Origin of the sequence: Micromonospora mirobrigensis (assembly GCF_900091555.1) — a bacterium.
In the GTDB taxonomy this organism is placed as follows: domain Bacteria; phylum Actinomycetota; class Actinomycetes; order Mycobacteriales; family Micromonosporaceae; genus Micromonospora; species Micromonospora mirobrigensis.
Window position 1 is genome coordinate 72,785 of record NZ_FMCX01000003.1, and the last position, 18,826, is coordinate 91,610.

An 18,826-nucleotide genomic window follows, 5' to 3' on the forward strand; every position below is an offset into this window, starting at 1 on the left:
GAGTTCTTCTCATTTTCGAATCGGAAATGTCATAGCTTGGGCCTCGTGAGCAACCGACCCTTCGCTGCCGCCGGTCGATCCGTTCCTCTCCTCCGCGCCGGACTCATCGCCGGAATCGTCGTCACCGCCGCGCTCTATCCGTTGGCCGCCGTCACCGGCCTCGGCGCCAAGGCCACCGCGCACGCCGTCGAGCAGAAGACCGACATCCTGCGCACCTCGCTGCCCGCCGAGACCTCCTACCTGTACGCGCCCGACGGCAAGACCGTCCTGACGATGTTCTACGAGGAGTACCGGCAGTACACCAAGCTGTCGGACATGTCCCCGAACATCCAGCAGGCGATCGTCGCCGCCGAGGACAACCGCTTCTACCAGCACCACGGCGTCGACCCGAAGGGCGTCGCCCGCGCCTTCGTGGCCAACGCCCGCTCCAGCGGCGTCTCCCAGGGCGCCTCCACGCTGACCATGCAGTACGTCCGGATGGCCCTGCGGGACAGCGCGAAGACCCCCAAGGAGGTCCAGGAGGCCACCCAGCAGACCAGCCTGCGCAAGGTCAAGGAGATGCGGATGGCGCTGGACATCGAGAAGGAGCTCACCAAGGAGCAGATCCTGGAGCGCTACCTCAACTCGGCGTACTTCGGCCACCGCGCGTACGGCATCTACGCCGCGTCGCAGATCTTCTTCTCCAAGACCCCGGCCACCCTCACCCCGGTCGAGGCGGCCACCCTCGCCGGCCTGGTCAAGTCCCCCTCCGAGTACGACCCGATCACCTCGGACCAGAAGGACGCCACCGGGCGGCGCAACTACGTGCTCGACAACATGACCCGGCTCGGCTTCATGTCCCCGGACGTGGCCGCGGCGTACAAGAGCGAGCCGATCCAGCTCAAGCTGACCGACCCGCCCAACGACTGCGCCTCGCTGCCGAAGAAGTACAACAGCTGGGGCTTCGCCTGCGACTACGTCAAGAACTGGTGGAGCGCGCAGCCCGCGTTCGGGGAGAACCGGCTGGAACGGATGGACAAGCTCCGCCGCGGCGGCTACCACATCGTGCTCAGCATCGACCCGAAGATCCAGGCGGCGGCCGAGCAGAACGTCGGCGCCCAGGACAACACCGGCAGCCCGTTCGCCAACGGGATCGTGGTCTCCGAACCGGGCACCGGCCGGGTCAAGGCGATGGCGGTGAACCGCACCTACTCCCTCGACCTCAGCCAGAACGGCCAGACCTCCAACCCGGAGGCCGACCCCAACGTCAAGGCGAACTACCCGAACACGGTCGCCCCGCTGCTCGGCGGCGGCACCCTCCCCGGGTACCAGGCCGGATCGACGTTCAAGATGTTCCCGATGCTCGCCGCGCTCAACTCCGGCATGACCCTGTCGACGGCCTTCAACGCGCCCTACACCTACAAGTCGTCGGTCTACGACGGCTGGGCGCCGTCGAACGCCAGCGCCGCGATGACCGGCAACCAGACCATGTGGTCCGGCTTCGGCAAGTCGGTCAACACGTACTTCGTCTGGCTGGAGGAACAGGTCGGCGCGGACCGGGCGGTCCGGATGGCCGAGCAGCTCGGACTGCGCTGGCGCACCGACGTCGACAAGGAACAGGCCTCCCCGGCCAAGGCGAAGAAGTGGGGCTCCTTCACCCTCGGCGTCTCCGACGCCACCCCGCTGGAGATGGCCAACGCGTACGCCGCCGTGGCCGCCGACGGCCGGTACTGCGAGGCCATCCCGGTCCTGTCGATCAGCAACCGGGACGGCACACCGGCCACCTACACCACCCCCGGCGGGGTGCAGCGGGAGATCGCCAAGCCGCGCTGCCGGCAGGTGGTCGGCGCCGACGCGGCCCGGGCCGCCACCGACGCCGCCCGCTGCCCCACCGGCGACACCCCGGCCAAGGGCAGCTGCGGGGGCTGGTCGACCGCGGACAGCGTCCGGGGCACCGTCGGCCGCCCGGTCGCCGGCAAGACCGGCACCACCGACAGCACCCGGTCGGCCTGGTTCGCCGGGTTCACCCCGGAACTGGCGGCGGCGAGCTTCATCGCCGACCCGGACAACCCGTTCAACGCCGTCGGCGACGGGCAGTCGCAGATCCCGGTCAACGCGGTCGCCCGCACCCTGCGCGACGCCCTGAAGGGCCAACCGGTACGCCAGTTCACCCCACCGTCCGACCAGATCGTCGGCTGAGCTGCGGCCACGGACCACCCGGGGGTGCGCCCGGGTAACGATCAGGAGGTTCGCGTCGGTGACGCGGACCTCCTGATCGGCTCGGCGCCCTCCCGGCCGGCGGCGCGTCGGCCGGTCAGCGTAGCCACCTGGCCGCTCACCGGGTGGCCGCCACGTCGGTCGGGGTGTCGGCGGCAGCCGCGGCGGCCAGCCGCCCGGCGATGCCCGGGACGGCGGCCCAGTGCAGGCCCAGCTGCGAGGCGTGCACCCCGCGCCAGACGAAACCCTCCGGCGCGCCACCCTCCCAGCTCCAGGCCGGCGCCTGCCCCGCCCGGGGGGTCAGCACGGCGGCGTGCTGCTTGTGGCCGACCAGCACCGTGCCGGCCGGGGCGACCACGCTGGCCGTCCGGGCCGTCGCCTCGCGGTAGCCGACGACCAGGCCGTCCCGGCGCCGGCCGGTGGCGTCCAGCACCCCGCACATGGGCAACCCGTCCAGCTCGCGGGCCAGCCAGAGCAGGCCGGCCCCCTCGGCGACCACCGGCCGGCCGGTGCGGGCCAGCTCGGCGACCGCGATGCAGAGCCGGCGGTTGGCGGAGAGCTCCTCCGCGTACGCCTCGGGCAGCCCGGCGCCGACGACCAGCGCCCGGGTCCCGGCGGGCAGCTCCTCGTCGCGCAGCGGGTCGACCGTCACCACCTCGGCGCCGGCGGCCCGCAGCAGCTCTGCCGTCTCGGGGTGGCTGTAGCTGCCGCCCGCCGCCCCGGCGACCGCCACCACCGGCCGCCCGGCGACGGCCTCGCCCTCCACCGGCTCCGGCGACCAGGCCGGGCCGGACAGCGCGGGCGCCGAACGGGCCAGCGCGAGCAGCCGGTCCAGGTCGACCGTGGCGGCCACCGCCTCACCCAGCCGGCGCACCGCCCGGACGGCCTCCCCGTCGCCGCCGATCGCGGGCAGCACCCCGTGCCGGTGGGCCGGGAGCACCGGGGGCAGCTCGTGCCGGCGCAGTGCGCCGTAGACCGGCACGCCGATGTCGTCGAGCGCCGCCCGCAGCATCGCCTCGTGCCGGGGCGAGGCCACCCGGTTCAGGATCACCCCACCCAGCCAGAGCTGCTCGTCGTACGCCCGGAAGCCGTGCACCAGCGCGGCCACCGACTGGCCCATCGCCGCCACGTCCACGGTCAGCACGACCGGGCTGCGCAGCCGGACGGCGACCGCCGCGGTGGAATCCTCGTCGGGGCGACCGGAGACCGAGTCGTAGAGGCCCATGGTGCCCTGCACGACGGCCAGCGACACCCCGGCGGCGCCGTGCGCGAAGAGCGGGGTGAGGCGTTCCACCCCGGCCAGCCGGGCGTCCAGGATCCGGCCCGGACGGCCGGCGGCGAGCCCGAGGTAGGCCGCGTCGACCTGGTCGGCGCCGACCTTGAAACCGGCCACCGCCACCCCCCGGTCGGCGAGCGCGGCGAGCAGGCCGATGGAGATCGCGGTGGTCCCGTGCCCCGAAGCGGGCGCGCTGAGCACGAGGCGAGGCACGGCGGTCATCATCGACTCCTCGGTGCGACGGGTGGTGGGATCCGTGGCGGCGCGGTGGCCGGCGTGACGATACCCGTCGGGTGCGACGCGTGGCGGCCGTCGTACGGTCGGTCCGGACGACATGACGTACCGTCACCGGGCCACCGGCCGGGTGGCGCCGGTCATACGGGTAGCCTCGACGGCGTGTACCGGTTCCTGCTGACCCCCCGATGGCTGGGCTACCTCGCCCTGGCGCTCGCCGCCGCCGCGGTGATGGTGCTGCTCGGCAACTGGCAGCTGCACCGCTACCACGCGCGCACCGAGGTCAACGAGCGGATCGACGCGGGCGCGCGGATGGCGCCGGTGCCGCTGGCCGACGCGCTGGCCGCGCCCACCGGCGGTCCCGGCACCGCCGGGCCGGCCCCCGCCGAGAAGGTCACCTGGAGCCGGGTCACCGCCACCGGCCGGTACGACACGGGCAACCTGGTCCTGGTCCGCGGCCGGACCGTCGACGACGGCGTCGGCTTCGAGGTGCTCACCCCGCTGGTGCTCGCCGACGGCACCGCCGTGCTGGTGGACCGGGGCTGGATCCCGCCCGCCCCGGGCGGCGCGGTCGCCCGACCCGACGTCCCCGCCACCCCGACCGGCGAGGTCACCGTGGTCGGCCGGGTGCACCCCAGCGAGGACGGCGGCACCGTGGACCGGCGCGACGGTCAGTTGGAGACCCGGCGGATCGACGTGCCCCGGCTGGCCCGGGAACTGCCGTATCCGGTGCGCGGGGCGTACCTGCTGCTGGACGAGCAGACCCCGGCCGCCGACCCGACCTTCCGGGCGGTCCCGATCGGGCACACCAACAACTGGCAGAACTTCGGCTACGTGTGGCAGTGGTGGATCTTCGCGGTGATGACGCTGATCGGCTACGGCTGGGCGGCCCGCCGCGAGGCCCGGGACCGGGCCGGCCTGGACCGCCCCGGTCAGCCCGTCGACCGGGCCGCCGAGCCGGCCACCGGCACCCCCGCCTGACCCGCCCCGCCCGGGTGCCGGGCGGTCGCGCTCGGCCGGTGAACCGGCCGGGGTTTCCGGCGGTCGCGCTCAGCCGGTGACCCGGCCGGCGTGGATGGCGCGGACGGCGTCGATGGTGTCCGCCTCGGCGGCGGTCTTGTCGTCGCGGTAACGCACCACCCGGGCGAACCGCAGCGCCACCCCGCCCGGATAGCGGGAGCTGGTCTGCACCCCGTCGAAGGCGATCTCGACGACCTGCTCGGGGCGGACCCGCACCACCCAGTCGCCGCGCTCCACCGCCAGGGACAGGAACCGCTCGGTCTGCCACCGCAGCACCTCGTCGGTCAGCCCCTTGAAGGTCTTGCCGAGCATGACGAACCCGCCGGTGGCCGGGTCCCGCGCCCCGAGGTGCAGGTTGGAGAGCCAGCCCTTGCGCCGGCCGCTGCCCCACTCCACCGCCAGCACCACCAGGTCGAGGGTGTGCCGGGGCTTCACCTTCACCCACGCGGCGCCGCGCCGGCCGGCGTCGTAGGGCGCCGCCGGGTCCTTCACCACGACACCCTCCTGGCCGGCGTCGACCGCCGCGGCGAACGCCGCGCCGGCCCGCTCGGCGTCGTCGACCTCCACCCGGCCGACCAGCAGGGACGCGTCCACCGCGCCGGCGAGGGCGGCCCACCGGTCCCGGCCGGGCCGGTCGATCAGGTCATCGCCGTCGAGGTGCAGCAGGTCGAAGAAGTACGGAGTGAGCACCTGCCCGCCGGTGCTCTCGGCCGCGGCGAGCACCGCCGGGGCGACCGGGGCGGGGCCCGTGGTGCTGGGCGTGGCCCGCCGGGTGTTCCCGGTTGTCGACGCCGTGCGCCGGGCCGCCCGGCTGGAGGTCTCCTGGAACGGCAGCGGCCGGCCGGTGGCGTCCAGCCCGATCGCCTCGCCGTCGAGGACCAGCTCGCGGGCGGGCAGCGCGCGCACAGCGGCCACCACCTCGGGCACCCGGCCGGTGATCTCGTCCAGGCTGCGGGTGAAGACGGCGATGTCCGACCCGGAGCGGTGCACCTGGATGCGGATGCCGTCGAGCTTGACGTCGACCACCGCCGGAACGCCGGTGGCGGTGAGCGCCTCGTCCACCGAGGGGGCGCTCTGGGCGAGCATCGGCGCGAGCGGTCGGCCCACCTGGAGCCCGAACCCGGCCAGCGCGTCGGCGCCGCCGGAGAGCGCGGCGACCGCCACCGTACGCAGGTCGCCGGCGAGCAGCAGGGCCCGCCGGACGGCGGTCACCGGCACCTCGGCGGCCCGGGCCACCGCGTCGGCGAGCAGCCCGGCCTGGGCGCCCTGCCGCAGCTCGCCGCCGAACAACCCGACCAGCAGGCGCTGCTCGTCGGCGGTGGCGGCGGCGAAGAGCCGGTGCAGCAGCTCCCGCCGTCGGGCCTGCGAGCCGGCGCCCGCGACCGCGGCGATCCCGTCGATGGCGGCGTCGACGCCGGCCACGGTCAGCGTCGGGGTCTCCGCCGGGGACGGCAGGTCACGCAGGGCGGCGTAGCCGACCCCGGTCTGCCGCTGGCGCAGCTCACCCGCGAGCCAGCCGGCGCCCGCCGGCAGCTCGGCCGGGTCGAGCGAGCGGAGGGCGGCGGCGAGCAGCTCCACCTTGGCCCGCCGGCCGCTGGTGGCGCCCACGGCCGCCGAGGTGGCCGCCAGATCGAGGAACCGCACGATCCCATCCTGCCAGCCACCCCCGACACCGCCGCCCGGCCCGGGAAGGTCAGGCGGAGACCGGCTCCTCGATCCGCAGGCCCCGGGCGCGGACCTCGTCCGCGACCCGGGTGAGCTGCGTGTCGAGGGCGACCAGCGCGGCGGAGAGCTCGCCGAGCTGGTCCTTGAGCGTGTCCTCGGGCCACGCGGAGACGTCGAGGTCCCCCAGAGCGCCGGCGGCGGCCGTGAGCCGCGCCATCAGGTCATTCGTACGCATGTTCGAAAGGCTATAACACCTCTGCGTCCGACACACCGCAAACTGCCCATCGACGGCGGAAGTTACGGTTCCGACACCTCAGGCCGGGGCGCCACCGGCCCGGGCCACCTTCGCCAGCAGCAGCGCCTCGGCCAGGCAGACCCGGGCGAACTCGCCCAGGTGCAGGCTCTCGTTCGGCCCGTGCGCCCGGGCGTGCGGGTCCTCCACACCGGTCACCAGGATCGCCGCCTTCGGGAACATCTCCTGGAAGGTGGCGATGAACGGGATGGAGCCGCCGACGCCGATGTCCACCGGGTCGGTGCCGTCCCACGCCTCCCGGAAGGCGGAGCGGGCGGCGTCGAACATCGGCCCCGTGGCGTCGATGACACACGGATCGCCGTCGTGCTCGAAGGTCACCGTCACCCGCGCCCCCCACGGGGCGTGCTTCTCCAGGTGGTCGCGCAGGGCCGCGTACGCCCGCTTCGGGTCGTCGCCCGGCGCGAGCCGCACGCTGAGCTTGGCCTTCGCCGACGGGACCAGGGCGTTCGGCGCCTCCCCGGTGGCCGGGGCGTCGACGCCGAGCACCGCCAGGGCCGGCTTGGTCCAGAGCCGGTCGGTGATCCGGCCGGTGCCGATGAAGTCGACCCCCTCGGCCAGCCCGGCCTCGGCACGGATCCGGTCCTCCGGGTAGTCGACGACCGCGCCCTCCCGGCCGACCAGACCCTCGACGGCCACGTCACCGGCGTCGTCGTGCAGGGTGGCCAGCAGCCGGACCAGGGCGGTCAGCGCGTCCGGGACCGCCCCGCCGAACATGCCGCTGTGCACCGCGTGCTCCAGGGTGCGGACCTCGACGAAGCAGTTCACGATGCCGCGCAGCGACGTGGTCAGCGCCGGTACGCCGACGTCCCAGTTACCGGAGTCGGCGATCACGATGACGTCCGAGGCGATCTCGTCGCGGAACTCGGTCAGCAGCGTCTCCAGCGAGTCCGAGCCGTACTCCTCCTCGCCCTCGATGAAGAGGACCACGCCGACCGGGAGCCGGTCGCCGAAGGCGCGCAGCGCGGCGACGTGCGCCATGATGCCGGCCTTGTCGTCGGCGGCGCCGCGGCCGTAGAGGCGGCCGTCGCGCTCGACGGGCTCGAACGGGTCGGACTCCCACAGCGACAGGTCGCCGACCGGCTGCACGTCGTGGTGGGCGTAGAGCAGCACGGTGGGGGCGCCCGCCGGGGCCGGCCTACGGCCGATGACGGCGGGCTGGCCGCCCCGGCGCACGATCTTGACGTCGAGGTCGCAGCCGCGCAGCAGCTCGGCGACCGCCTCGGCGGAACGCTCCACGTGCGAGTGGTCGAAACCCTCGAAGGCGATCCCGGGGATGCGGACGAGACGCTCCAGGTCGGCGCGGACCCCGGGCAGCTCCCGCTCGACAGCGGCCCGGATCTCGGACTCGGACATGATCGGTGTGGTCATGACCGGCATCGTATGCCGGCCTTACCGCGCGCCACCGCCCGAGCCGGTCCGGTCGGGCTGCGGCCGGCGTACGAAGTAGTGCCGGGCGTCGTGCGGCAGCCGGGGTGCGCCGTCGACCAGCAGGTCCACGGCCGCCTCCGTACCGTCGGCGGCGAAGTGCGCGCGCTCCCCGGCGTGCCAACGGAGCAGCTCCGGCAGGATCGCCGGCCCGTCCCGGGCCACCGCCCGGTCCCGGCGCAGCGCTGCCGGCGCGGTGACCAGGACCGAGAGCGTCGCCTCGGGTCGGATCACCGCGCGCGCCGAGCTGACCCCCTCGACCACCAGCACCGGCGCCACCGGTACCGGCACCGGCCGGTCCAGGAACCGCCGGCGCACCCAGCTGTAGCGCTGGTAGGTCCCCGGCCGTCCGGCGCGCAGCGGCGCCAGCACCCGCTCCTCCAGCCGCGACCAGAAGGTGAGCTGGTCGTCCCACCCGTCGAGCAGGTCGTCGGTGTGCACCACCGGCGGCCGGCCGTCGCCGGTGACGGCCAGGGCGTCCGCGAGCCGGGTGGTGAAGACGCTCTTGCCCGCGCCGCTCGGCCCGTCGACGACCACCAGCCGGGTACGCCCCAGCCGGGCCGGCCGGGCCAGCACCCGCCGGGCCAGGCGGGCGTACGCCTCGAACACCGCCACGGTCACGCCGCAGACGCTAGCCGCAGCACGTCGCGGCGGACCGACCGGACCTCGGTCGACACCTCACCGGACGATCAGCACCACACCGGCGCCCAGCAGTGCGGCGGCGACCATCAGGTGGACGATCATGACCAGGGGTCTCGCGGCGGCCCGGCCGACGACGGGTTGGTACTGCTTCTGCTCGTCCCGGGCACGACGAACGCCGTACCAGGCCACGACGCAGGCCGCCAAGACCAGCAGGACTCCGACGAAGGACATGGTCACCCCCCTTTTCGACAAGCATTGCCGACGGGCCGCCCGCACGCATCCGGAGACCTCCGGTGGACGCCGCCCGAGGTGGTGCGCACCCCCGGGTGAATTGCGACGTCGTTCCGTCGCACCGGCTCGCGTGCCGCAGTCCCGGCCTGCATGATCGGGAGGTGTTCCCTGACGTGATGAGCCCGGGCGTCGACGCCCTGCTGGAGCAGGCCCGGGCCGGGCTGCGCCGACTGACACCGCACGAGACCGTCGAGGCGGTCCGGGCGGGCGCGCTGCTGATCGACACCCGGACCGACGGGCAGCGCCGCGAGCAGGGCGACCTGCCGGGCGCGATCGTGATCGACCGGACGGTGCTGGAGTGGCGGCTGGATCCGGCCAGCGCCTGGCGGATCCCCGAGGCGACCGGGTACGACCGGGAGATCGTGGTGGTCTGCCGGCAGGGCTTCAGCTCCAGCCTGGCGGCGGCGAGCCTCCAGGTGCTGGGACTGCGGGCGGCGACGGACATGGTCGGCGGGGTGGAGGCGTGGCGGCAGGCCGGCTTGCCCATGTCCGACGGTCCGGCCGACGTCCGCTACTGACCTTCCGCCGCAGCCGGCTTGGCCGGCCACTCCGCCGACCGGCCCCCTCATGCAGGCCGGGCCCTCAGGCCGGCGCGGTCCGAATTCAGGCCCAGCCCACCACGGGCACGGTCGGTCCCTGGAGGCCGGCCGGACACGGGTCAGAGCGGCGGCGCGCCGGGTGGGACGAACGGCAGGCCGGCCGGTGGGCCGGACTCGATCAGCCGCCACAGCGCGTCGGTGTCCAGGTGCTCCTCGACCAGGTCACCGAGGACGTCCAGGGTTCGCTCCCGGGCAGCCGCGAAGGAGTTGTCCGGGGCGACCCGGAAACCGGTCCGGCCCGCCGTCCGGGCCGCCTCGGTGAGGAACCGGCGGCGGAACCCGTCGGACTCGAACGTGCCGTGCCAGTGGGTGCCGTGCACGGCGCCGAGCCGGGCTCCTTCGCCGGTGCCGTCGGCGTACCTGAGCAGCGGGGGAAGCGTCGGGTCGGCGGCGGAGACCTGCCCGTGGTGGATCTCGTAGCCGTGTACCGGTTCCCCGTCGGCGACGCCGGCCGACCGGCGGACCGTCTTGCGCCGGTCGAAGGTGATCTCGACCGGGAGCAGGCCGAGGCCGGGCACGCTGCCGCGCCCGCTCTCCACATCGTCGTGGATGACCCGGCCCAGCATCTGGAAACCGCCGCAGATGCCGAGCAGCGGCCGGCCGGCGGCGGCGTGCGCGAGGACCGCGTCGGCCAGGCCGGTCTCCCGCAGCCAGGCCAGGTCGGCGACGGTGGACTTCGAACCGGGCAGGACGATCACGTCGGCCGCGGCGAGTTCGGCGGGCTCGACGGTGAGCCGGACCCGCACCCCGGGCTCGGTGGCGAGCGCCTCCACGTCGGTGGCGTTCGAGATCCGGGGCAGTCGGACCACGGCGACGTCCAGCCAGTCGGAGCCGTGCGGGGCGGCGGGCCGGCCGAGGACCCGGCCGTAGGCGAGCGAGTCCTCCGCGTCCAGCCACAGGTCCAGGTGCCAGGGCAGCACCCCGTAGGTGGGCCGGCCGGTGACCTGGCGCAGCATGTCCAGCCCGGGGCGGAGCAGGCCGACGTCGCCCCGGAACTTGTTGATCACGAAGCCGGCGATCAGGGCCTGGTCGGCGGGGTCGAGCAGGGCGACGGTGCCGAACATCGAGGCGAAGACGCCACCCCGGTCGATGTCGCCGACCACGACGGTGGGCAGCCCGGCGTGCCGGGCCAGCCCCATGTTGACGTAGTCCCCGGCCCGCAGGTTGATCTCGGCCGGGCTGCCGGCGCCCTCGCAGATCACCACGTCGTACGCGGCCCGCAGCTCGGCCAGCGCGGCGTACGCGGTCTCCGCCAGCCGGGGCCGCAGGGTGCGGAAGTTGCCGGCGGTGACGGTGTCGACGGCCTCGCCGAGCAGCACCACCTGGCTGGCCAGGTCGCTGCCGGGCTTGAGCAGCACCGGATTGAACCGCAGGTCGGGTGGCACTCCGCAGGCCGCCGCCTGCATGGCCTGCGCCCGGCCGATCTCGCCGCCCCGCCCGTCCGGCCCGACCACCACGGCCGAGTTGTTCGACATGTTCTGCGCCTTGAACGGTGCGACCTTGACCCCGCGCCGGTGCAGCCAGCGGCAGATGCCGGCGGTCAGCACGCTCTTGCCGGCGTCGGAGGTGGTGCCGGCGACCAGCAGCCCGCCGCTCACCGCCCGGCCCGTCCCGCCGGGTCGGCGGACACCGCGAGCCCGGCACTGCGCCGCACCACGCCGGCCGCCAGCCGCCCGGCGGCCCGTCCCGCGCCGACGATGCGGCGCCCGCCGGTGGTGGTGAGCCGTCCGGCCACCGGCGTGGCGGCCACTGCCAGCCCGAGGGCGGCCAGCCCGACCGCGCGGGAGATCCGGGCCGCCCGCTTGAGGTGGCGGGCCTCGGGTCGGGGCCCGTCGCCGAGGAACGGGCGCACCTCGGAGCGCCCGAAGTAGACGTTGCGTCCACCGAGCCGGACCCCGAGCGCCCCGGCCATCGCGGCCTCGCACTGGCCGGCGTTCGGGCTGGGGTGGTCGTGGCGGTCCCGCCGCCAGACCCGCCAGGCCCGGCCCCGGTCGCCGTGCGCCACGGGGGCGACGGCGACGGTGAGCAGCCCGGTCAGCCGGGCCGGGACCAGGTTGAGCAGGTCGTCGAGGCGGGCGGCGGGGGTGCCGAACCGCGCGTACCGGGGTGAGCGGTGGCCGACCATGGCGTCCAGGGTGTTGGCGGCCCGGTAGCCGAGCAGGCCGGGCAGCCCGGCGACGGCGCCCCAGACCAGCGGGGCGACCACGGCGTCGGAGGTGTTCTCGGCCACCGACTCGACCGTCGCCCGGGCCAGCTCCGGCTCGTCGAGGGCGGACGGGTCCCGCCCGCAGAGGTGGCCGAGCCGGTCCCGGGTGGCGGGCAGGTCCCCGCGGCGCAGCGCGGCGCCCATCACGGTCGCCTCCCGGCTCAGCGTGCGCCCGCCCAGCACCGTCCAGGTGGCGGCGGCCGTGAGGACCACCCGGGCCACCGGCCGACGACGGGTGGCCCGGGTGGCGGCCACGCCGGCCAGCACCGGCACCCCGACGGCCAGTGCGGTGAACGCCGCGCCGGCGAGCCGGTCGGGCCGGTACAGGCGACGCTCCAGGGCGCCGGCGGCCCGCCCGAAGCCGGCCACCGGATGCCAGCGCCGGGGGTCGCCCAGCCAGGCGTCGAGGGCGTACCCCGCCACCAGTCCCGCCGCGTTCGTCACCGCGGTCGACCGCCGCACCCTCACCACCTCCGGCCGGCCAGCCTAGCCGTACGGCGGGGTGGCCACGCTCCGTCGCCACCCCGCCCCCCGTTCGTCCGCCCGGCGTCCCCGCCGACCACCCGCTCCGCCCCGCAGCTGGGCGGTCGGATGCTCAGGCGGGCACCGACACCCGGCCCCGGCCACGTCGACCCCGGCCGGACGCCGGGACGGCGGCGGGGTCCGGGACCGGCTCCAACTCGTCCTCCGTGCCCAGCTCGGCGGAGTCGTCGTCCGGCTTGTCGTCCTCCTCGTCGCCGGGCGACAGGTCGTCGAACGGGTCGGTCAGGTCGGCCAGCGACGACCCGATGCGGTCGACGCCGAGCGTGTGCCCGGCGGCCGGGCCCCGCGGCGCGTCGAAGTCCGGCCCGCCGAACTCGTCGTCGAACGGGCGGTCGTCCGGCCCGGCCGGCGCCTGGTCCGGCGGGACCGGCTCGGTCGGCTCGCCCTTGACCCGGGCCTCGGCCTCGGCGTCCTCGATCGTGCTGGTGGTCAGGCCGGGGCGGTTGCGTTCGAAGCGGGACCGGCCCCGGGAGAGGTCGTGGCCGACGGCGACCGCCTCCAGCTCGTAGAGCGTCCGGTGGTTGCCGGCGTCGTCGGTCCAGTCCCGGGTGTAGAGCCGGCCGACGACCACCACCGGGTCCCCGACCATCACCGACGAGGCGACCCCCTCGGCGAGCTTGCGCCAGCAGTTGACCCGGACGCGGAGGCTGTTGCCGTCGACCCAGCGACCGCTGTCCCGGTCGAGCCGACGGGCGGTGGAGGCGACCTTGAAGTTGGCGACCAGGGTGTTGCTCTGGGTGGTACGGCGCCACTCGGGCGCGGTCAGCACGTTGCCGACGATCGTGACGTGGGTGTCGAACATCCGTTCCTCCAGGGTGAGTACCTGGTGGGAGCCTCGGCCGTCCGCCACGTCGGCACCAGCGCCGGAGCCCGCCCTGTGGACGACGGAGCGACCTGTGGACAACGACCTGATCAAGGACCCGTCTGTTAGGGCCGCCCGACCCTGGGGGTTCCCGCGGCCACCTGGCCACGATCAGATCAACCGGTCGGTTCCGAACGGAGCGTGACTGGGTATGGCTTTGATCAACCGAGCGACCACCACCGCTCGACGCCCGACGAGAAAGGCAGCGCTGATGACTTTCCGCCCGTCCCGTACGACCCGCACCGTCCGCATCGAGGGCGAGGTCCGGCGATGAGCGCCGTCGCGAACCCGGCCACCGTCGCGGAGTGCCTGCGCGTCGGCGCCGGCTTCTCCCAGGGCGACCGGAACTGGATCGCCGAGCAGTTCGCCCCCCTCGACGCCCGGCTGGCCGGCTTCCACGCCGACTCCACCGAGTTGGAGGTCTCGGTGAAGGACCGGGAGGCCCGGGGGCAGAAGGTCACCCTGGAGTGCTGGATCGCCGGCCGCCAGAAGATCGTCACCACCTCCTCGGAGGAGGACCTGCACGCGGCGCTCAACGACTGCCGCGACGACCTGCGCCGGAAGTTGAACGACGCGAAGACCCGGCAGGAGCCGCGGCACAACAAGCACGTCCGGGAGATGGGCCAGCCCGTCCCCGACCAGCCGGCGGAGCTCGACGTCGACGCGCTGCGCGCGGACGCCGAGACCGCCTGAGCGACGCGCCGCCCGTCCCCGCCCGCGCCGTCGCGCCGGGCGGGGACGGACGCAGGGCTACCGCTCGGTAGCCTGCCGGCGTACCGTCGCGGTCGTGGAACCGGACGTGCTGGGGCCGCCGTACGAGCGGCAGACGATCGACCTGGGCACCGACGACGAGGGGCCGGTGGTCGCCACCCTGGTCCGCCGTCGGGCGGAGCGACCCACCGGGCGGGCCGTGCTCTACGTGCACGGCTTCGTCGACTACTTCTTCCAGACCCACGTCGCCGACTTCTTCGCCGAGCGGGGCTGGGACTTCTACGCCCTCGACCTGCGCAAGTACGGCCGCAGCCTGCTGCCGCACCAGACGCCGAACTTCTGCCGGGACGTCAGCGACTACTTCCGCGAGCTGGACGCCGCCGCCGAGATCATCCGTACACAGGACGGGCACGACACGCTGCTCGGCATGGGTCACTCCACCGGCGGCCTGATCCTGTCGCTCTGGGCGCACGCCCGGCGCGACGCCGGCCTGGTCGACGGGCTGGTGCTGAACAGCCCGTTCTTCGACATCAACGCCCCCTGGCTGGTCCGTCGACCCCTCGCGGCCGCCATCTCCCGGCTGGGCCGCCGGGCGCCGCACCGCGCGCTCCCCGTCGGCCTCGGCACCGTGTACGGCGAGAGCCTGCACGCCGACCACCGGGGCGAGTGGAGCTACGACCTGGCCTGGAAGCCGCTGGCCGGGTTCCCGGTGCGGTTCGGCTGGCTGAACGCGATCCGGACCGCCCAGCGGCAGCTCCGCGCCGGTCTGGAGATCCCGGTGCCGGTGCTGCTGGCCTGCTCGACCCGGAGCTTCCGGGGCACCCGCTGGCACGAGTCGGCCGCGCTGGCCGACGCGGTGCTGGACGTGGAGCACATGGTGCGCTGGGCGCCCCGGCTGGGCCGGCACGTCACCGTGGCCCGCTTCGACGGCGGCATGCACGACCTGACGCTCTCCGGCCCCGCCGTACGGGAGAAGGTCTTCACCGAGGTGGGCCGCTGGGCGGAGGCGTTCCTCGGCGCCGGGCCGACCGCTCCCGCCGGTGACTCCCCCGCCGCACCACCGGCCACCCGCCGCCCGGTCGACGGTCCTTCTCCGGCCGACGTCCCGTCCGCGGACCCTGCCGTGACGCCGGCGGAGACACCGGCCGAGGCCGACGGTGCGCCGGCGGAAACCCCCGCCCGGTCCTGACGGGCACGCCGCCCGCCGGGTTCAACGCCCGGCGGGCCCGGCGGCGGCCGATTCGGCGTCGGCGAGCGCCAGCAGCCGGTGCGCCGCCTCGCCGGTCAGGTCCAGCTCGCCGACGACCTGCTCGCCGCTGAGCTCGCCGGTGCGCCGGAAGCCGAGCCGGAGATAGAACTCCTCCGGGCCGTCCTCCCCCTCGTCCCAGGTGGTGAAGATCCGGGTCTCGCCCCGCCGGCGGGCCTCCGCGCAGACCGCGGCGACCGCGTACCGGCCGAGGCCCTGTGCCTGGCGGTCGGCGGCGACGTTCAACCGCCACAGGCCGGAGCGCAGGTCGGCCGGGTCGTCGTGGCGCCAGGGGATCCGGAAGAACCCCATCAGGAAGGCCACCGGACGCCCGTCGTCGACGACCAGCCGCGGCCAGGCGATCTCCCCCCAGGCGTACGCCTCGGCGAGCGAGCGGGCGACCGGCTCGACCAGGTGCTCCTGGTCGGGGCGGACCCGCACGTCGCAGGCGGCTTCGACGTTGTCGGGGGTGATCTTCTCCAGGCGCAGCGACATGGCGGGGACCCTAGCGGGACGCCCCCGCCGCCCGCGCCGGCTTTTCCCGCCGGTCGCGACCCGCGCCGGTCAGCCCGTGGGCAGCTCCGCGACGGCGGCGCGGATGCGGTCGAAGGGCGCCACCGGATGCCGTGCGCCGTCGCCGGGCAGCAGCACGCCGAGGCAGTGCACCCCCAGGTCGCCGTCGGCGTCGGTGTCCACGCCGAAGACGGGTGCGCCGACGTACCCGTCGGGCAGCGCCGCGTCGACCAGCAGCAGGTCACCGTCGCGGACGACCCGCTCGACGGCCACCTCCAGCGGGCGCGGGGTGCCGGGTTCGGGGCGTACCCCGTGGGCCAGGACGAAGGCCGAGCCCGGCTGCGCGCCGACCCGGGCGAGCGTCGCGGGCCCGGCCGCCAGTCCGTCGGTGACCGGCTGGGTGCGCCAGCGCCAGCCGTGCTCCCGGGCGTACGCGTGCGGGCCGGCCATCGGCAGGATGGCCACCCCCAGGTCGGGGCGGCGGGTCCAGCCGGCGGCGGCCGGCGTGATCGAGTCGGCGGCGCCGGGCGGCTCGGTCACACTGGGCCGCAGCCCGACCTCGGCGGCGCCGGCCAGCGGGTCCGCGGTGAGCAGGTGGTCGACCCCGGCCGCGTCGGCGAAGAGGAACGCGGTGCCGAACCGACCGGCCGTCCGCAGCGGCAGCAGGGCGCGGCCGACGATCTGGCACAGCTCGTAGGCGACGTCGTTCTCGATCTCCGGTTCCAGCAGCACGCCCCCGAGGGTACGGGCCGGTCCGCCCACCGGCTGGGGTGACGGCGGGAGTCGATCCGTGGGATTCTGATCAACGGCCGAGCACCCGTTATGCCGCGCAACGGCCGGTCGGCGGTACCCTCTTGGCGCGACGTCGCGTCGTGCGCGCCCGTAGCTCAGCGGATAGAGCAGGGGACTTCTAATCCCAAGGCCGCAGGTTCGAATCCTGCCGGGCGCACCCTTCCCACCGCAGGTCAGCGACTTCCCGGTCCCGTTCCGAGTGATCACGACAGCTCCCGTACAGCCATTCATACAGCCAAGTCACCCGAAGAGGTGCTTCGCGGCCTCGTCCACGGCGGCCCGCTCGATCTCTGGCAGGACGTGGGCGTAGGTGTTCATCGTCAGCCCGATCTGGCTGTGACCGAGCACCTTCATCACCGTCCGGGGCGAGGCACCAGAGACGAGCAGGAACGTCGCGCAGGCGTGCCGCAGGTCATGCAGCCGCAGCCAGTCGAGGTCGGCCGCCGCCCGGATCCTGTGCCACGTCCGGTCGATGTGATCCGGGTCCATCGGCGTACCGACCGTGGACGGGAAGACCAGGCCGTGATCCTGCCACCGCTCCCCCGCCGCCAACCGATCCGCGGCTTGCTGCCGACGATGCGCTCGGAACAGGGCGAGGGTCTGCGCCGGCACCGGAACCGTCCGCCGGGACCGCTCCGTCTTGGGCGCCACGAGCTGGAGGCGACCCTCGGCCCGCTGGACGGTTTGCCGAACGGTCAGGGTGCCAGCCTCGAAGTCGATATCCGACCAGGCGAGCCCGAGCAGCTCCCCGCGACGAAGGCCGACCGTCAGGGCGCAGACGTACAAGGCTTCCAGGCGGTGTCTCCGCAGCACATCAAGGCGGCCCGCAAGCGGGCCGCGCCGGCATCGGCCGGCGCGCCGGCCGATTGCAGGTGCCTTGAGGACCGGAACCGCTGCCTCCGGCGGGGATCTTCGACAGAGATGGGCTTGAGGCAGAGGAGCGGTACGTGGCAGACGAGGTGTTCCCGAGCGATCTTTCCGGCCACTTCTGGGCAACGCTGGAACACCGGCCTGAACTCGATCGATGGCGCTTCGAGATCATGGACTACCAGAACAACGTCCTGCTCGGTGGCTTGGCCTGTAGCGAGCGGCAGGCCGCAGCCATCGTCAACGCATGGGACCAGGTGATCGCAACGTCACGCGACGAAGAGGACCCCAGCATGGATTGGGTCGATGACTCGGAATGACGGGTGGCCTGCGATGGCTATGGAAGTTGGTCCTCATCACCGAGGTTCAGCACGAAAGGCGATCCGGAGTGATCCGGCTGCCACCCAAGGTCAAGCGCTCGTCGTATAGCGCTGGCGACCGCCGAAGGCAGCACCGGAGACGACGGCGCGTTCATCCAGTTGGCCGGATGAGGCGACGCCAGCTGCACGACGAGAGTGGCGCGGCCAGGCGGATCCGTCCGCTCTACAGCAAAGCTCAGCGGCGACCAGGTCAAGCCCTGACTGTACGTCGGCTTCCGGCGGACGATCCAGCGATAGCCCTTGCCGTCGACAACGATCGGCCTACTGCCTCGCTTGTTGAACGCCACCGAGCCTCCCACCATGCCGCAGCAGCATTCGCGGCCGTACAGCCATTCGTACAGCCAACACTGTCGACCAAGGCCGACGCGATCCGACAGCGGCAGACGCCTTGAGTAGGGGCAGGTTACCGCGACCAGCCACCCGCGATCTTCTTCTAATCCCAAGGCCGCAGGTTCGAATCCTGCCGGGCGCACCCTCACCACCGCAGGTCGGTGGCTTGTCGGTGCCGGTCGAGACGATCACCACGGCTGCCCTGGTGGAGGCCGGTGAGAAGATGACCAGGCTGGCGGCGGACCTCCGAGACCTCCTGGGCGGATAAGCCCTGTCCGGCCAGCATGGTGACCGGATCTACGGGCAGTCGGGGTGGCCGCACGGGTACCAGGAGACGCACTCCGGCACGCTGCACGTACACCTCTCGCTTGGCCACGGCGAGGCCCTTCTCGTCGAGCACGTGGCCGGTCAACCAGATCCAGCCGTGATAGGTCGGTCCTGCGTCAACGCTCACCAGGCGAAGGCGTAGCTCACGTCGGCCGGCGAACTGCACGCTGGCCGCGGCCCCGATCAACAGCACATCTCCCGGCTTGGGCGTCCTCATGTCGGCCAGTGCCCCCGGTTGAGGGGCAGCCGATGGCGGGCCGCGCAGGGCAGCTCCGCGCCGCAGCGGCAGATCCGACGCCACCGGGTCCAGCTCCACACCGGCCGGTGCCGGCGGGCCAACGTCAGTGCTGCGGCGAGCAGGTAATCGTCATACCGCGCCCGGTTCATG

At 74.2% G+C, this 18,826-nt stretch carries 19 protein-coding genes, 1 tRNA gene and 1 pseudogene; 7 read left to right on the plus strand and 14 right to left on the minus strand.

Features of this window, described 5'->3' with window-relative positions; genetic code table 11:
• The first annotated feature begins 45 nt into the window (after positions 1 to 45).
• Complete coding sequence (locus GA0070564_RS11465) at positions 46 to 2,178, plus strand: transglycosylase domain-containing protein (RefSeq protein WP_091607409.1); 2,133 nt, start codon at positions 46 to 48, stop codon at positions 2,176 to 2,178.
• A gap of 136 nt (positions 2,179 to 2,314) precedes the next feature.
• Here GA0070564_RS11465 and GA0070564_RS11470 read toward each other — a convergent pair whose 3' ends face one another.
• Entirely contained in the window at positions 2,315 to 3,694 is a 1,380-nt protein-coding gene (locus tag GA0070564_RS11470) for a cobyrinic acid a,c-diamide synthase CobB (RefSeq protein ID WP_091609057.1), read from the minus strand.
• A gap of 174 nt (positions 3,695 to 3,868) precedes the next feature.
• Between GA0070564_RS11470 and GA0070564_RS11475 the strand changes: the two genes are divergently transcribed.
• Positions 3,869 to 4,687, plus strand: a complete 819-nt coding sequence (locus GA0070564_RS11475; protein WP_245669922.1) for an SURF1 family cytochrome oxidase biogenesis protein — start codon at positions 3,869 to 3,871, stop codon at positions 4,685 to 4,687.
• A 69-nt stretch (positions 4,688 to 4,756) separates the two neighbouring features.
• Here the strand turns inward: GA0070564_RS11475 and GA0070564_RS11480 are convergent, their stop codons facing one another.
• From GA0070564_RS11480 to GA0070564_RS11500, 5 genes are all read right to left on the minus strand, one after another.
• Positions 4,757 to 6,370 carry an ATP-dependent DNA ligase gene (locus GA0070564_RS11480; protein ID WP_091607413.1) on the minus strand — a complete coding sequence of 538 codons (1,614 nt, stop codon included), beginning with the start codon at positions 6,368 to 6,370 and terminating at the stop codon, positions 4,757 to 4,759.
• A 49-nt stretch (positions 6,371 to 6,419) separates the two neighbouring features.
• Positions 6,420 to 6,626 (minus strand): hypothetical protein, encoded by a 207-nt coding sequence (locus tag GA0070564_RS11485; protein ID WP_091607418.1) that lies wholly within the window; start codon positions 6,624 to 6,626, stop codon positions 6,420 to 6,422.
• 78 nt (positions 6,627 to 6,704) lie between these two features.
• On the minus strand, positions 6,705 to 8,057 hold the full coding sequence (locus GA0070564_RS11490; RefSeq protein WP_176730672.1) for a dipeptidase: 1,353 nt from the start codon (positions 8,055 to 8,057) through the stop codon (positions 6,705 to 6,707).
• A 36-nt stretch (positions 8,058 to 8,093) separates the two neighbouring features.
• Positions 8,094 to 8,750 carry a uridine kinase family protein gene (locus GA0070564_RS11495; RefSeq protein ID WP_091607425.1) on the minus strand — a complete coding sequence of 219 codons (657 nt, stop codon included), beginning with the start codon at positions 8,748 to 8,750 and terminating at the stop codon, positions 8,094 to 8,096.
• A 57-nt stretch (positions 8,751 to 8,807) separates the two neighbouring features.
• A complete protein-coding gene (locus GA0070564_RS11500; RefSeq protein ID WP_141714760.1) occupies positions 8,808 to 9,002 on the minus strand; it encodes a hypothetical protein in 195 nt (64 codons plus the stop codon).
• Positions 9,003 to 9,178: 176 nt separating this feature from the next.
• Here GA0070564_RS11500 and GA0070564_RS11505 point away from each other — a divergent pair, with 176 nt between their 5' ends.
• Positions 9,179 to 9,580 carry a rhodanese-like domain-containing protein gene (locus GA0070564_RS11505; RefSeq protein WP_091607433.1) on the plus strand — a complete coding sequence of 134 codons (402 nt, stop codon included), beginning with the start codon at positions 9,179 to 9,181 and terminating at the stop codon, positions 9,578 to 9,580.
• A 140-nt stretch (positions 9,581 to 9,720) separates the two neighbouring features.
• Here the strand turns inward: GA0070564_RS11505 and GA0070564_RS11510 are convergent, their stop codons facing one another.
• The 3 genes and pseudogenes from GA0070564_RS11510 to ssb form a co-directional block, all read right to left on the minus strand.
• A complete protein-coding gene (locus GA0070564_RS11510; RefSeq protein WP_091607437.1) occupies positions 9,721 to 11,259 on the minus strand; it encodes a cobyric acid synthase in 1,539 nt (512 codons plus the stop codon).
• Positions 11,260 to 11,351: 92 nt separating this feature from the next.
• A pseudogene (locus tag GA0070564_RS11515) lies at positions 11,352 to 12,329 on the minus strand (cobalamin biosynthesis protein); the annotation flags it as partial.
• A 133-nt stretch (positions 12,330 to 12,462) separates the two neighbouring features.
• Positions 12,463 to 13,212: a single-stranded DNA-binding protein gene (ssb, locus tag GA0070564_RS11520; protein ID WP_091609062.1), complete on the minus strand. Its 750-nt coding sequence runs from the start codon at positions 13,210 to 13,212 to the stop codon at positions 12,463 to 12,465.
• A gap of 330 nt (positions 13,213 to 13,542) precedes the next feature.
• On the opposite strand from ssb, the gene GA0070564_RS11525 reads away from it, so the two are divergent.
• Together GA0070564_RS11525 and GA0070564_RS11530 are read left to right on the plus strand one after the other, a co-directional pair.
• The gene (locus tag GA0070564_RS11525; protein WP_091607446.1) at positions 13,543 to 13,965 is read left to right on the plus strand and encodes an HPF/RaiA family ribosome-associated protein; all 423 of its coding nucleotides are present in this window, start codon (positions 13,543 to 13,545) and stop codon (positions 13,963 to 13,965) included.
• 94 nt (positions 13,966 to 14,059) lie between these two features.
• A complete protein-coding gene (locus GA0070564_RS11530) occupies positions 14,060 to 15,172 on the plus strand; it encodes an alpha/beta hydrolase (protein WP_245669923.1) in 1,113 nt (370 codons plus the stop codon).
• 21 nt (positions 15,173 to 15,193) lie between these two features.
• On the opposite strand, the gene GA0070564_RS11535 is transcribed toward GA0070564_RS11530, so the two are convergent.
• Together GA0070564_RS11535 and GA0070564_RS11540 are read right to left on the minus strand one after the other, a co-directional pair.
• Positions 15,194 to 15,724, minus strand: a complete 531-nt coding sequence (locus tag GA0070564_RS11535; RefSeq protein WP_091607450.1) for a GNAT family N-acetyltransferase — start codon at positions 15,722 to 15,724, stop codon at positions 15,194 to 15,196.
• A gap of 69 nt (positions 15,725 to 15,793) precedes the next feature.
• Positions 15,794 to 16,474 (minus strand): serine/threonine-protein kinase, encoded by a 681-nt coding sequence (locus GA0070564_RS11540; RefSeq protein WP_141714761.1) that lies wholly within the window; start codon positions 16,472 to 16,474, stop codon positions 15,794 to 15,796.
• A 144-nt stretch (positions 16,475 to 16,618) separates the two neighbouring features.
• Between GA0070564_RS11540 and GA0070564_RS11545 the strand changes: the two genes are divergently transcribed.
• A tRNA-Arg gene (locus GA0070564_RS11545) sits at positions 16,619 to 16,691 on the plus strand.
• Positions 16,692 to 16,774: 83 nt separating this feature from the next.
• Here GA0070564_RS11545 and GA0070564_RS11550 read toward each other — a convergent pair.
• Positions 16,775 to 17,347: a site-specific integrase gene (locus tag GA0070564_RS11550; protein ID WP_218104922.1), complete on the minus strand. Its 573-nt coding sequence runs from the start codon at positions 17,345 to 17,347 to the stop codon at positions 16,775 to 16,777.
• A 134-nt stretch (positions 17,348 to 17,481) separates the two neighbouring features.
• Between GA0070564_RS11550 and GA0070564_RS28855 the strand changes: the two genes are divergently transcribed.
• Positions 17,482 to 17,721 (plus strand): hypothetical protein, encoded by a 240-nt coding sequence (locus tag GA0070564_RS28855; RefSeq protein WP_141714762.1) that lies wholly within the window; start codon positions 17,482 to 17,484, stop codon positions 17,719 to 17,721.
• A 17-nt stretch (positions 17,722 to 17,738) separates the two neighbouring features.
• On the opposite strand, the gene GA0070564_RS11555 is transcribed toward GA0070564_RS28855, so the two are convergent.
• Positions 17,739 to 18,068 (minus strand): ATP-grasp domain-containing protein, encoded by a 330-nt coding sequence (locus tag GA0070564_RS11555; protein ID WP_091609064.1) that lies wholly within the window; start codon positions 18,066 to 18,068, stop codon positions 17,739 to 17,741.
• A 188-nt stretch (positions 18,069 to 18,256) separates the two neighbouring features.
• Positions 18,257 to 18,739, minus strand: a complete 483-nt coding sequence (locus tag GA0070564_RS29845) for a hypothetical protein (RefSeq protein WP_245669924.1) — start codon at positions 18,737 to 18,739, stop codon at positions 18,257 to 18,259.
• Positions 18,740 to 18,826 lie beyond the last annotated feature (87 nt).